The organism is Angustibacter luteus (assembly GCF_039541115.1).
Classification (GTDB): domain Bacteria; phylum Actinomycetota; class Actinomycetes; order Actinomycetales; family Angustibacteraceae; genus Angustibacter; species Angustibacter luteus.
The window spans coordinates 77,098-90,166 of record NZ_BAABFP010000005.1 but is presented as its reverse complement, the minus strand read 5'-3'; the positions used below and the strand labels follow the sequence as shown (position 1 = coordinate 90,166).

General features: G+C 73.9%; 11 protein-coding genes. 2 read left to right on the top strand and 9 right to left on the bottom strand.

Annotated features, from left to right (window positions below):
• Positions 1-17: 17 nt before the first annotated feature.
• The 8 genes from ABEB17_RS09550 to ABEB17_RS09515 form a co-directional block, all read right to left on the bottom strand.
• Entirely contained in the window at positions 18-482 is a 465-nt protein-coding gene (locus ABEB17_RS09550) for a hypothetical protein (RefSeq protein ID WP_345716469.1), read from the bottom strand.
• Between the two features lie 218 nt (positions 483-700).
• Positions 701-1,630: an aminoglycoside phosphotransferase family protein gene (locus ABEB17_RS09545; protein WP_345716468.1), complete on the bottom strand. Its 930-nt coding sequence runs from the start codon at positions 1,628-1,630 to the stop codon at positions 701-703.
• Positions 1,620-2,354 (bottom strand): VOC family protein, encoded by a 735-nt coding sequence (locus ABEB17_RS09540; protein ID WP_345716467.1) that lies wholly within the window; start codon positions 2,352-2,354, stop codon positions 1,620-1,622. The genes ABEB17_RS09545 and ABEB17_RS09540 overlap by 11 nt, the downstream gene beginning before the upstream one ends.
• A gap of 59 nt (positions 2,355-2,413) precedes the next feature.
• Positions 2,414-3,460 (bottom strand): NAD-dependent epimerase/dehydratase family protein, encoded by a 1,047-nt coding sequence (locus tag ABEB17_RS09535; RefSeq protein ID WP_345716466.1) that lies wholly within the window; start codon positions 3,458-3,460, stop codon positions 2,414-2,416.
• Positions 3,457-5,436 (bottom strand): DUF362 domain-containing protein, encoded by a 1,980-nt coding sequence (locus tag ABEB17_RS09530; protein WP_345716465.1) that lies wholly within the window; start codon positions 5,434-5,436, stop codon positions 3,457-3,459. The genes ABEB17_RS09535 and ABEB17_RS09530 overlap by 4 nt, the downstream gene beginning before the upstream one ends.
• A 59-nt stretch (positions 5,437-5,495) precedes the next feature.
• The gene (locus ABEB17_RS09525; protein ID WP_345716464.1) at positions 5,496-5,774 is read right to left on the bottom strand and encodes a hypothetical protein; all 279 of its coding nucleotides are present in this window, start codon (positions 5,772-5,774) and stop codon (positions 5,496-5,498) included.
• Positions 5,775-5,853: 79 nt separating this feature from the next.
• Complete coding sequence (locus tag ABEB17_RS09520) at positions 5,854-8,133, bottom strand: ATP-dependent DNA helicase (RefSeq protein ID WP_345716463.1); 2,280 nt, start codon at positions 8,131-8,133, stop codon at positions 5,854-5,856.
• Between the two features lie 53 nt (positions 8,134-8,186).
• Entirely contained in the window at positions 8,187-9,326 is a 1,140-nt protein-coding gene (locus ABEB17_RS09515) for a hypothetical protein (RefSeq protein ID WP_345716462.1), read from the bottom strand.
• A gap of 100 nt (positions 9,327-9,426) precedes the next feature.
• On the opposite strand from ABEB17_RS09515, the gene ABEB17_RS09510 reads away from it, so the two are divergent.
• Complete coding sequence (locus ABEB17_RS09510; RefSeq protein ID WP_345716461.1) at positions 9,427-10,131, top strand: response regulator transcription factor; 705 nt, start codon at positions 9,427-9,429, stop codon at positions 10,129-10,131.
• The gene (locus ABEB17_RS09505) at positions 10,128-11,528 is read left to right on the top strand and encodes a sensor histidine kinase (protein ID WP_345716460.1); all 1,401 of its coding nucleotides are present in this window, start codon (positions 10,128-10,130) and stop codon (positions 11,526-11,528) included. The genes ABEB17_RS09510 and ABEB17_RS09505 overlap by 4 nt, the downstream gene beginning before the upstream one ends.
• Here the strand turns inward: ABEB17_RS09505 and hflX are convergent.
• Positions 11,516-12,994, bottom strand: coding sequence for a GTPase HflX (gene hflX, locus ABEB17_RS09500; protein ID WP_378226921.1), 1,479 nt, complete (start codon positions 12,992-12,994; stop codon positions 11,516-11,518). The two genes, ABEB17_RS09505 and hflX, sit on opposite strands and share 13 nt — an antisense overlap.
• Positions 12,995-13,069 lie beyond the last annotated feature (75 nt).

The following is a 13,069-nucleotide window of genomic DNA, read 5'->3' as shown; positions in this document are numbered from 1 at the left end:
AACCGCCAGGACCTGGGTCAGCTGACCGAGTACGACAGGTTGACCGTGACGGACTTGCAGGCGTCCTGGTTGGCGCCGGTGTCGATCATGTGGATCGCCGCGCCGGTGGTCGCGCTGGCGTAGGAGGTGGCGCCGGCCGCGATGTTGCCCGCGGTGATCGTCGGCTGGGACACGGCGAAGTTGGCAGCCGTGCAGCTCGCGGAGCTCGTCCCCGTGACGGCGATCGTCACGGACGAGATGAACTGCGAGCCGGGGTTCGGGTTGGTGATGGTGAAGTCGAGCGGCACGTCCGGACCGTCCGGGTAGAGCCCGGCGACGGTGCTGTCCTGCGCCACCGTCACGGGAACGCTGGTGCCGGTGCTGGCACTTCCACTCCCGCTGCCCGTCGTCGTCCAGTACGCGTAGGCGGTGCCGGCGCCGACCAGCACGATGGCGGTCGCGGCCGCCACGAGGGCGACCCGGCGCTTTCCTGTAACTCGCATTGCGATCTCCTCAGCAGGGGCCGGGCCACAGTGCTGTCGTCGGCTCGGGATCGGGCATTTGTGACAGAGGGTTCACGCGAACAGCGCCGAGATGACGGCGACAGCACTCCTTCGGCCTATTGCCTGGCGTCCTTGAGTCACTCGTTGTGAGCAAGCCCGCCGCTGGCCCGACCGGCGGGCGGCGGCTCGGAGACCTCCGCGACCAACCGGGCGGGCTCCTACCTCTCGCGCGAGCTCAGCAGGTCAGCCGCACCCAGGAAGCTCGCCGACTCGTCGTGGTGGCCGAACCACCGCAGGTACAGCCCGGTGGTCACCCGCTCCACGAACGACCACCGCCACACCTGCTCGGCGTCGACGTCCGCGAGCCCGGCCGCGACCTGGCACGCCCGGCGCAGCACCGAGGCGCCCGCGCCTGCCCGGCTCGCCTCCGCCGCCACGATCTCCCGGCATCCGTCGCGCAGCACGACCCCGAGGTCGTAGGCGCGCTCCCCCACGAACCCGTCCGGGTCGATGAGCGCCCAGCCCGAACCTCGGCGCAGGACGTTCCCCGCGTGCGGGTCGCCGTGGCAGACCACCTGCGGCCGCTCGGACGCCGCCAGCTCGGTCGCGTACCGCGAGGCCCGAGCGAGGACGTCAGCGTGGTGCGCGCCGTACCGCGGCCCCAGGTCGGCGAGGATGTCGAGCAGCCCGGACGCCTTGCCCGGAAACGGCCGGCCGCGGTCGAGCGGCACGCGCCAGGCGAGCTGCAGCAGCGGCACGACCAGCTGCGCCTGCTCGACCAGCGTCGCCGCGTGCGTCCAGAGGTCGCCGCCCAGCCGCTCGGTGAGCAGCGCACCCCGGTCGGCATCCCAGCACAGCACCCGCGCGTATCCCTGGCCGTCGGCCGCGAGCATGACCCGCACCGCGTCGTCCAGGCTCCCCGGTTCGGCGATCTTCAGGACGCCCGCCGTGCCGTCCACCCCCGTCACCGCGAGGGTCGGCGCACCGGCACCGCCGGGCAGCCACCGCTGGGCCGTCAGGTTCCACCGCCGGCACACGGCCCGTACGGAGCTGGCGAAGTGGTTCACCGAGTCGGAGGTGTCCCGGTCGGCGATGGCCTGCCGACGGCGGGCCTCCTCGATGGCCTCCTCGATCGGGTCAGGCAGCACCGGCGACCCGGAGCGAGAACTCGTTGCCGTCCGGGTCGGCCATCCTCACCTCGCTCGCCTCACCCTCACCCCCACCTCCGTCGACCCGCGTCGCACCGAGGGAGACCAGACGGGTCACCTCCGCCTGCAGATCACCGTGGACCGGCGACACGAGGTCGAAGCGGACCCGGCTCCGGCCGAGCTTGGGCATCAGCGGCGGACCGCCCCAGGTGACCTTGGGCCCGCCGTGCGGTGAGCGGATCGCCGTCTCCTCGTCCTGGTCCCAGACCAGCGGCCAGCCGAGCGCCTTGCTCCAGAAGTACCCGACCGCCTGCGAACCGTCGCCGGAGACCGCTCCCACGAACCCGCAGTCCGCCAGGAAGTTGTTGCCCGGCTCGATCACGCAGAACTCGTTGCCCTCAGGATCGCCGAGCACCACCTGACCCTCGTCGGGGCGCTGACCGACGTCGACGTGCCGCCCGCCGAGCGCGAGTGCCAGGGCGACCTTCTGCTGCTGGTCCTCGAGGGACGTGCTCGTCAGGTCGAAGTGCATCAGGTTCTGGCTGCTCTTCTGCTCCTCGGTCGCCAGGAAGCGGAGCCGGAACCCCGTCTCGTCGTCCGGCAGGAGCACGGTGCCATCGTGCGGATCGTCGGCCAGCTCCCAGCCCAGGACGCCCGCCCAGAAGGCCGCGACCCGGACTGGGTCGATCGCGTCGAAGCACAAGGCATGCAGGGAGACCGTCATCGCGCCACGCTAGGCGCAACGGCGCCCACCGCACAAAGCACTTTCGTGTCGGTTTGCGGCTACAGCGGGCGCGGCACGAGTGGGCGAGCGGCCCGGACGTCGGGCGACAGCGACAGCCCCTCGCGCACCCACCTGGGGACGTGCTCACCGACCAGCAGCCACGCCAGGGACGCTGCGACCGCGTCCCGGGCGGACCGCGGGGCATAGCCCAGCAAAGCCGCCCGGCCGTGGTCGTACCAGTACCAGCGGCCCACGGTGTCCGCCTCGTCGAGCGTGACCAGCGGAGCGGACGACGTCAGCCGGCTCCAGCCGCCGGCGACCCTCGCCACGGCCTGGGCGACCGGGCGTGGCACCTCCAGGAACGGGCCGGGCAACCCGGCCAGCTCGGCGACGGTGGCGTGCAGGGTGCGCCAGCTGACGTTCTGCCCACCGAGCAGGTACCGCTCCCCCGGCACCCCGCGCTCGAGCAGCAGCAGGTGCCCCAGCGCCACGTCTCGCGCGTCCACGACGTTGCACCCGCCGGGGTAGGTGCTGCGGGTGGCGTCCAGCAGGTACCGCAGCACGATCGCGTTGCTGGGCAGCAGCCGCTGCGCCGGGCCGCCCAGCACGACCGTCGGCAGTGCCAGTACCACGGGCACGCCGCACCGCTGGCCGGTCTGCAACGCGACCCGCTCCTGCTCGACCTTGCTGGCGTAGTAGGTGGGAGCCGGCTCGTCGCCGAGGACGTCGAGCTCGGTGCGCGGTGCCGCCGTCCGGGACGACCCGCGCGTGACGGAGGACGACGTCACGACGACCCGCTGGACCCCGGCGTCCGCAGCTGCCTGCACGACCGAGACGGTGCCGGTGGTGTTGACCCGCTCGACCTCGGCGGCCCGGTCGGCGTCGAACGCGTACACCGCCGCGCAGTGCACGACCGCATCGCACCCGGCGAAGGCCGACCGCAGGGCCGACGGGTCCTCCAGGGGTGCCCGCACGGTCTCGATCCCCTGCGCCGCAACCGATCCCCGCCGCCGTACGACCCCACGAACCTCGTGACCCGCCGCAGCTGCGGCGGCGGCCACCTGCCCGCCCACCAGCCCCGACGCCCCTGTGACCGCGACCCTCATCCGACGGCCTCCGCCCCGCCGCGGAAGTGCCGGAACCCGTGGACGTCGACCACGGGCGCAGGCGTGGCGGTGACTGTCGTCCAGCCCGGCTGGTGCTGGCTCAGCCACTGGGACGCCAGCTCCAGCAGCAGCTGCAGCGTCTGGGTCACCAGTGGACCCTCGTCATCGGCGTCCCGACCGATGCGGAACTCCCGTCCCTCGTAGCAGGCCTCGAGGTTGTCGAACGTGGTGCTGAAGAACCGCCGGTAGGCGTCCTCGACGAGGTCGTCCTTGACCTCCGGCAGCCGGTCGAGGTCCGCGGCCTGCCAGAAGGCGGGCAGCGTGAAGAGCTGGCGGCCCCGAACGCCCAAGCGGGTGCGGCCGGCCCCGAGGTCCGTGAAGCTCAGGGTTCCGTCGTCGTAGGTTGCCGACCCGTTGAGGCTGTCCACGGTGCGCCAGTGCAGGGCGTGCCGACCCTGCTCACGCTGCACCAGCTCGATCTTGCAGACGTCGATCGGCAGCCCGCCCCAGTGCGCCAGGTAATTGGGCTGCGGCAGGTACACGTTGCGCTCGGCCTGCCGCACCGGACGGCCGGAGTCGTCGGCGCTGACCGGCACCCGCCGCCCCCCGAGGTAGTCGGCCATCAGGCTGATCCCCTGGGCGACGTCGACCCGGGCGACGAAGTCGGCGAACGGCGCCTCGACGACCCGGGTGGTCTCGAACACGATGGAGCGGTCGAGCAGGCACCACCGCATCGCGCCAGGCACATCGGGGACGCCGGCCAGCAGCGCGTCGAGCTCGCCGAGCAGCTCGGGCAGCTCGTCGTAGCTGGCCGGCTCCCAGTGCGAGGGGTCGAACCCCAGCGGGACCTCGACCCGGCGCACCCGACCCTTGGCGCTGGTCGTCGTCCAGCCGTCAACCTGTTGCGCCACAGCGGAGACGGCGCCGAGCAGGCCGACGAGCACCCCGCGCGCCATCGGGTCGTCGGCGGCCGCGACCAACGGGGTGAGCAGCCCGCGGAACGCACCCAGCACCGCGTCGCTGCCGTCGCCGCCGCCAGCGCCACGATCTGGGCCACCGGTGGCAGCGGCCAGCAGCCGCGCGAGGTCGGGGGTCGTCGTGGCCCGGCGGGCCGCGTCGCGCACCAGGGGGTGGGCCCGCACCCACCCCGGGAACGGGGTCAGGTCGCCCACCACCCGGCCCACCGCCGGGCGCTGCCGGGTCAGGGCCCGCTGGACCAGGCGGGACGCCGCTGGGTCCTCCCCCTGCAGGCCGGCCAGCGTGACGTCCAGCCGGAGGGCGTCGGTCGAGACGACGAGCGCCTGGGTGCCCAGCTCGCGCAGCACGTGTCGGCCGTCCGGGCCGTCGCTGGACACCAGGGCGTCCGCGATGACCAGCGTCGGCGGGTGGTGCTGCAGCAGGTCCGCAGCGACGTCCGCCGGCTCGGCGCCGGGCACGCCCGGCGCGACCAGCAACAGGGCGTCCAGCGACCCGGCGAACCCGTCCAGCACATCGGTCACGCTGCGGCACAGCAGGATCCGCACGTCCGCCTCCGCCCACGCGGCCGCGACCGCGTGCCCGGCGAGCACGCTGGACAAGGGGACAGCAGCCGGGACCATGTGCTCGTGCAGGTCCACCACCTGGTAGTCGCGCCCGGCCGCGGTGCGCCCCGTGCAACCTGCCGCAGCGGCCAGGTCGCCGACCGACCCGAGTCCCCGGTCGCGGTCGCCGGTCCGCGCCGCCGTGCCGACCACGACGTCGGCGAACCCGTTGTCCAGCAGCAGGTCCACCAGCGTGGCGACCAGGTCGGCGCACACCGGTGCCGGCTGGGACAACGCGGGGACGACGACGGCACGGCGACCGGCCGGCCCGGAGAGCGAGCCGACGAGCGGCGAGGTCCTGCGTCCGACGGCGTCCAGCAGCACGGTCGCCGCGTCGTCCCCGCGGACGACGCACCCCACGACCGGATCCTGGTCTGCCCTGCTGGCAGCGCTCACCCACTCATCAGAGCAGGTGGTGCGGACTGCCGTCCACCGACCTCGAAGCGGGCCAGCGCTCAGGCGGAGCCGTAGTCCGTGGCGAGGATGGCCTCGACGGTCTGGGCCTCGTCGAAGTGCTCGGATCCGGGGATCTGTGGCACGAACCCGACCAGCACGCCGTCCCGCATGACCTGCGCCTCCAGTCCGGCGGCGCCGTCGACGTCCCAGAGGGCCTCGCGGCCGTCCCCGAGCGGGATGCGCACGCCGAAGCGGTACGAGCTGGGCCTGGCGACCCGGGCGATGACCCCGCGCTCCATCAGAGTGGCGGCGATCCGGTTGGCTTCGTCCTCCTGCATCACCCCATGCTGGACGACGAACCTGGGCGGCGCCTGGGAGACGGCCGAACTCGATGAGATCGTCCCCTGGCAGTGATGCTCAGAAGAGCTCGTGCGGCGCGTGCAGCCCGAGGGCGTCCAACCGAGCCTCGATGACGTCGGGCTCGCAGTCGAACTGGTCGGCGAGGTCCTCCACGCTGCAGCCCAGCTCGACGCCCTCGCGCATCGTGACGTCGTCCTGCGCCGTCCAGGCGCGTCCTTGCACCACCCCGGTGCGGCTGGACTCCGGGACCGGCGCCGGCTCGGCGGCCGGCACGTCCAGCGGCACGCTCGGCTCAGCGTGCGCGGGCGGCGCCGGCACGGTGCTGGTGTCCCGGACGGCGTCCACCCGCAGGCCCGGCTCCAGCACCGGGAGCAGCTCACCGGCGCCCTCGTCCAGCCGGCGCAGCGCGGCCAGCACCTTCTCGCGGTCCGCGGTCGGCCAGAACGGCGGCATGGACGCGCGCAGGAAGGAGCCGTACCGGGCGGTGGCAAACCGCGAGTCCAGCACGGCCACCACGCCGCGGTCCTGCGAGGAGCGGACCAGGCGTCCGGCCCCCTGCGCGAGCCGCAGCGCCGCGTGCGTCGCGGCCACCGCCATGAAGCCGTTGCCGCCAGCGTCGGCGACAGCCTGGGACCGCGCCGACATCAGCGGGTCGTCCGGGCGCGGGAAGGGGATCCGGTCGATCACGACCAGGTGGCAGGCCGGCCCGGGCACGTCAACTCCCTGCCAGAGGGACAGCGTGCCGAACAGGCAGGTCCGCGCGTCCCGGGCGAAGGCCCGCACCAGGGTGGGCATCTGGTCCTCGCCCTGGCACAGGATCGGCACGTCGAGCCGCTCGCGCATCGCCTCGGCGGCGGCCTCCGCGGCACGGCGGGAGGAGAACAGGCCCAGCGTGCGACCCCCCGCGGCGGTGACCAGCTCCGCCAGCTCGTCCATGGCCGCGGACGAGGTCCCGTCCCGGCCGGGGGCCGGCAGGTGCTTGGCGCAGTAGAGGATCGCCTGTTTCTGGTAGTCGAAGGGGCTGCCGACGTCCAGGCCCTGCCAGGCCGGCGCGTCCGGCCCGGACAGCCCCATCGAGGCCGCCACGGACTCGAAGCTGCCGCCCAGCTCGAGGGTCGCCGACGTGAGCACCACCGTGCGGTCCGGGAACAGCCGTTCGCGCAGCAGGCCCGCCACCCCGATGGGTGCCACGTGCAGCACCGGCCCACGCCGCGGGTCGTCGCTCAGCCAGACGACGTCGTGGTCGTTGTCGGACAGCAGCCGCTCGCTGACCTCGAAGACCTCGTCCACCTCGGCGCGCGCGACCTGGCGGCCGGCGTCCACCTCCGCGCCTTTCTCCGGCTTGAGCTCGCTCTGCACGGACCGGGCAGCGTCCCGCACGCCCGCCAGGGCGACGCCGAGGCTCTCCGGAATCGAGGTGAGCCGCCCCTCCGGTGCCCCGGTCAGCACCTCGCGCAGCACGTCGGCCGACGTGCTGAGCGCCTCGACGTCAGCCAGCCGGGCGGCGCGCCGGGCGGCGCGCTCGACCATGGGCGCGGTCAGCTCGTCGGTGATGGTCGACGTCACCCGGTCGACCAGCTCGTGCCCCTCGTCGACGACGACCAGGTCGTGCTCGGGCAGGATCTGGCGACCCTCGAAGGCGTCGATGGCCAGCATCGAGTGGTTGGTGACCACCACGTCGGACACCTTGGCGGACGAGCGCGCCTGCTCGACGAAGCACTCCTCGAGCATCGGGCACTTGCCGCCCAGGCACTCGTGCGCGGACACCGACACCTGCCGCCACGCCCGCTCGGTGACGCCGGGCACGAGCTCGTCGCGGTCCCCGGACGCCGTGTCGTTCGCCCACTCGCGCAGCCGCAGCACCTCTTCGCCCATCCGGCTCGCGGCGGCGGGCGGTCCGAACAACGCGTCGTCGTCCTCCTCCGGGAAGCCACCGACGAGCTTGTGCTGGCACAGGTAGTTGCGCCGACCCTTCACCAACCCGTACGTCGCCCGCCGACCGAGCAGCGGCTCGAGGGCTGCCGTGATGCGGGGCAGGTCGCGGTCCACGACCTGCGCCTGCAGCGCCAGCGTCGCCGTGGCGACGACGACCGGACGCCGGGTTGCCACCGCGTGCGCCAGCGCAGGAACCAGGTACGCCAACGACTTCCCGGTGCCCGTGCCGGCTTGGACCAGCAGGTGGCCGTCGCCCTCAACCGCGTCCGCGACGGCCTGGGCCATCTGCACCTGCCCCGGGCGCTGCGTCCCGCCGACGCCCTCGACGGCGGCCTCGAGCAGTGCCGTCAGATCGGCAGGGCGGGTCGGACCCTTGGACGCGGGCGGGTGGGCTGCGGGCACCCGCCGACCCTACTTGGCCGGGCGGTGCGTCCTGGGCAGGCGGCCGCCGCGGGTCAGGCGTTCGCCCCGGGCGAGGCCAGCAGCTGCGCCTTCGGCGGGCTCATCGCGAACGCGTACCGCAGGCTGTCGGCCGTGCTGCCCGGATCGACGAACCAGACGTGCGTCATGTAGCCGGTCGGCTTGGTCGCGCCGGAGCCGGCGGCAGCGGGCTTCTGGTGGAAGTGCCAGCGCAGGAACGGCTGGTACGAGCTGGGCGGCTGCTGGTGCTCGGCGGTGAACATCACCCCGATCAGCGTCATCGTGCCGTCCGCGGCACGGTGGTAGATCAACGTCTCGGGCGCCGCCGGGTCGACGAGCCGGCCGTCGGTGCGCGCCTGCTGCTGCGGCACGTGCAGGGCCGGGATCTGCCCGGGCTGCCTGCCGTCGTGCTTCTGCCGCCAGTGCTTGAGCGCGGCGTCCACGTCGTACCCGGCTCGGGTGGCGACCGCGACGTCGCGGTAGCGGCGGGTGTCCGACTCCAGGGTGGTGACCAGCGCGCGGGCGGCCGCGGTCTGCTCGGCCGTCGCGCCGGAGACGTCCGGCAGGTTCGCCATCACGTGGCGCTCGCCGTTGCCCTGGTCGGTACCGGCCGACCCGCCGTGCTCGTGCCCCGGTCCTGCACCTGCGGTCATCGTCATGTCGTCGTCGTGCCCGTGGCCGGCGGGCTCACCGGGGGCGGCGACCGCAACACCACTGGCCGCCACCACGGCCACGGCGGCGATGCCGGTGACCACCGCCAGCGAGCGGGTGGGCCGCCACGTCACCGGTCCCGCCTCGCGCAGCCGGTGAACGACCCAACCCGCGGCGACGGCCGCCGCCACCTCGAGGGCCGCGCACACGCCGTCCGTGACCCCCCACGCCTCCGGGGAGCCTGCCTCCGGCCCGATCGGCAGCCCGGTCGTGCGACTGGCCACCCAGAGCAGCACCGTGGTCAGGTTCACGGCCGCGGTCATCGCCGCCACCCGGGCCTCCGGCAGGGCCCAGAACCGCACCGCGAGCACCGCCTGGGCCACCGCGAGGACCAGGAAGAACACCCCGAACACCCACCACTCGTGGAAGTGCTCACCGGCCACCGCGAAGTGGATCGCGCCGGCCGCGGCCGTGGCCAGGGCGCCGATCCGGACCGCTGCCATCGTCGTCTCGTCGCTGCTCATAGGGGCACGTTGGCGCGTCAAGATCTGCGCCCCGATCGGCGTGTGTCAGCATCCTGTACGAGGCTTGCCAGACCCCGAGACCGACCGCGACGGTGAGGACATGGACCCAGTGCGCCGCGTGCTCGTCGTCGAGGACGAGCCCGCCCTGGCCGACCTGGCCCGGATGTACCTCGAGCGGGACGGCTTCGTCGTGGACGTCGCCGGGGACGTGGCCGGCGCCCAGCTCGCCGCCCGGCGCAACCCCCCGAACGTCGTCCTGCTGGACATCGGCCTCCCCGGCGGCCGGGACGGCGTAGACCTGTGCCGCGAGATGCGGGCGGCGGGTGACTGGACGCCGGTCATCCTGGTGACCGCGCGCGACGACGAGGTCGACCGGGTGCTCGGCCTCGAGCTCGGCGCCGACGACTACGTGACCAAGCCCTACTCCCCCCGCGAGCTGGTCGCCCGGGTCAAGGCCGTGCTCCGTCGCGGACCCGGTGGGACCGCAACGGTCGTGGTCAGCGAGGAGCCGCCCCTGCAGGTCGGGCGGGTGCGCTTGGACGCCGGACGCCGCGAGGTGTTCGCCGACGACCAGCCGGTCGACCTGACCGCGACCGAGTTCGACCTGCTCGCGCACCTGATGCGTCGACCGGGGCGGGTGTTCGGGCGCGGCGAGCTGCTCTCGCAGGTCTGGGACTACCCGCCGGACGACGCGACCCGCACGGTCGACGTGCACGTCGCCCAGGTGCGCGCCAAGCTCGGCGACGCCAGCCCGATCCGCACGGTGCGCGGGGTCGGGTACGCCGCCGACGACCGGCGCGCATGAGCAGCGACGTCCGCCCCCGGCGCCGCCCGACGCTGGCCCAGCGCACCACCCTGGTGATTACCGCGACGGTAGCGCTCGCAGTGCTGGTGGCGGCGCTGCTGTCGATCGGGCTGGTCCGGCAGGCGGCACGCACCGAGGCGCGCCGGTCGCTGGCGCAGCAGGCGAACGTGGTCACCGGTCTGGTGGACGCCGCCATCCCGGCCCGCACCGGGCAGGCGCTGCGAGCGCTGCGCGCGACCAGCACGCCGGTGGCCCGGGTGCAGCCGAACGGGACGGTGCGCGGGGACGCCCTCGCGGTGGCAGCGGCCGAGCGCGGCAAGGACCAGCTCCTCGCCGGGCAGCCGGTGTCGCTGCGCTTCCAGGCGGGCGGCCGCACGGTGATCGCCGAGGGGCGCCCGCTGTCCGAGGGCGGTGGGCTCGTGCTGGCGCGCGCGCAGTCCGACGCGATCGGCCCGGCGGTACGGCTGCTGTGGCGCCAGCTCCTCGCCCTGCTGGTCGGCCTTGTTGTCGCGGTGGTGGCCGGCGTGCTGCTCGCTCGCTGGCTAGCGAAACCGTTGCAGCGCATGGCTTCTGCGGCGCACCGCCTCGCCGCCGGGGAGCGCGACGTGGTGCTCGACCCGACGGGCCCGCAGGAGGTCGCGGAAGTCGCCGACGCGGTGAACACGCTCAGCGCCGAGCTGGGCTTCAGCGAGCAGCGCCAGCGCGAGTTCCTGCTCACCGTCTCGCACGAGCTGCGCACGCCGCTCACGGCCGTGCGCGGCTACGCCGAGGCGCTGGCGGACGGCGTCACCGAACCGGAGTCGGTGCCCGCGGTCGGCCGCACGCTGGTCGCCGAGGCGGACCGGCTGCAGCGCCTGGTCGGCGACCTGCTGGACCTGGCCCGGTTGGACGCGGTCGACCTGCGGATCGACGCCGTGGACGTCGACCTCGCGGCCCTGCTGGCGGACGCGGAGCCGGTGTGGCGCAGCCGGTGCGGGCAGGGCGGTCAACAGCTCCTGGTGGAGCGGCCCTCGGCACCCGTGCTGGTGCGCACCGACCCGGTGCGGGTCCGCCAGGTACTGGACGGCCTGGCCGAGAACGCGGTGCGGGTCACGCCGTCCGGACGGCCCGTCGTCCTGGCCGTCCGGCACGAGACCGACCACGCCGTCCTGGAGGTCCGCGACGGCGGGCCGGGGCTCACCGACGAGGACCTGACGGTCGCGTTCGAGCGCTCCGAGCTGCACCGCCGGTACGCCGGCCAGCGGCCGGTCAGCACCGGCCTCGGGCTGGCGATCGTCGCCACCATCGCGCGCCGCCTCGGCGGGCAGGCGCAGGCCGCGCACGCCCCCGAGGGCGGCGCCTGCTTCCGCCTGCTGCTCCCGACGGTCTCAGCGGGTGAGCCGGGTCAGACGGCGTAGCCGGTGAGCTCGCCCGCCAGGGCGGGGTGCACCCGCGCGCTGATCCGGGTGCCTTCGGCCAGGTGCTCCTCGACCAGCACGGTGCCGTCGTCGTGCACCTTGCTCACCAGGTCGCCGCGGCCGTAGGGCAGCAGGACCTCGACGTCGATGTCCGGTCGGGGCAGCAGCTCCTCGATCCGGGACTGCAGCTCGGCCAGGCCCTCGCCGGTCCGCGCCGAGACGACCACGACGGCCCGCTCGCGCGAGCGGATCCGGGCGATGACCTCGGGGTCGGCCGCGTCGGCCTTGTTCAGCACGATGAGCTCGGGGACCTGGTGCGCCTCGACGTCGGCCAGGACGGTCCGCACCGCCTGGATCTGGCCCTCGGGGTCGGGATGGGCGGCGTCCACCACGTGCAGGACGAGGTCGCTGTCCGCGACCTCCTCCAGCGTGGACCGGAAGGCCTCCACGAGCTGGTGCGGCAGGTGGCGGACGAACCCGACCGTGTCGGCCAACGTGTACGTCCGACCGTCGCTGGTCTCGGCCCGCCGGACCGTCGGGTCGAGGGTGGCGAACAGGGCGTTCTCCACCAGGACGCCGGCGTTCGTGAGTCGGTTGAGCAGGCTGGACTTGCCGGCGTTGGTGTAGCCCGCGATGGCGACGCTGGGCACCTCGTGCCGCTTGCGGTCGTGCCGGCTGACGTCGCGGGCGGTCTTCATCTCGCGGATCTGCCGGCGCAGCTTGGCGATGCGGGTACGGATCCGGCGCCGGTCGAGCTCGATCTTGGTCTCACCGGGGCCACGCGAACCGATGCCCTCACCGCCGGCAACCCGACCACCGGCCTGCCGGGACATCGACTCACCCCAGCCACGCAGGCGGGGCAGCAGGTACTCGAGCTGCGCGAGCTCGACCTGCGCCTTGCCCTCCCGGCTGCGGGCGTGCTGGGCGAAGATGTCCAGGATCAGTGCCGTGCGGTCGATGACCTTGACCTTGACGACGTCCTCCAGGGCACGGCGCTGGGACGGCGACAGCTCGCCGTCGCAGATCACGGTGTCGGCGCCGGTCTCGACCACGATGTCGCGCAGCTCCTTGGCCTTGCCAGAGCCCAGGAAGGTGCCGGGGTCCGGCTGGTCGCGGCGCTGCATGATGGCGTCCAGGACCTGCGAGCCCGCGGTCTCGGCGAGCGCGGCCAGCTCGGCCAGCGAGTTCTCACCGTCCCGCAGGTCACCGTTGAAGACCCCGGCCAGCACGACCCGCTCGAGCCGCAGCTGGCGGTACTCCACCTCGGTGACGTCCGCGAGCTCGGTGGACAGGCCGACCACGCGGCGCAGCGCGTGCCGCTCCTCGAGGTCCAGCTGGTCGCCGTCGTACCCGCCGTCGTCGCTCGCCTCGAACCCGTCGTCCGACGCCTCGTCGACCCGCGCCACGTCGAGGTCGTCGAGGTCGGCGGGACTGGTGGACTCGGGGGCACTGGCGCGGCGGTTCACGGATCTCCTGGTGCTGGGGGGTTCGTCGTATCCCAACGTGACATATCAACGACCGGGAGGGCCACCGGATTCCCC

Excerpts from the sequence above, each read along its gene's own strand:
- ABEB17_RS09550 (WP_345716469.1), bottom strand. The coding sequence starts at position 482 with ATGCGAGTTACAGGAAAGCGCCGGGTCGCCCTCGTGGCGGCCGCGACC.
- ABEB17_RS09540 (WP_345716467.1), bottom strand. The coding sequence starts at position 2,354 with ATGACGGTCTCCCTGCATGCCTTGTGCTTCGACGCGATCGACCCAGTC.
- ABEB17_RS09535 (WP_345716466.1), bottom strand. The coding sequence starts at position 3,460 with ATGAGGGTCGCGGTCACAGGGGCGTCGGGGCTGGTGGGCGGGCAGGTG.
- ABEB17_RS09525 (WP_345716464.1), bottom strand. The coding sequence starts at position 5,774 with ATGCAGGAGGACGAAGCCAACCGGATCGCCGCCACTCTGATGGAGCGC.
- ABEB17_RS09515 (WP_345716462.1), bottom strand. The coding sequence starts at position 9,326 with ATGAGCAGCGACGAGACGACGATGGCAGCGGTCCGGATCGGCGCCCTG.
- ABEB17_RS09510 (WP_345716461.1), top strand. The coding sequence starts at position 9,427 with ATGGACCCAGTGCGCCGCGTGCTCGTCGTCGAGGACGAGCCCGCCCTG.
- ABEB17_RS09505 (WP_345716460.1), top strand. The coding sequence starts at position 10,128 with ATGAGCAGCGACGTCCGCCCCCGGCGCCGCCCGACGCTGGCCCAGCGC.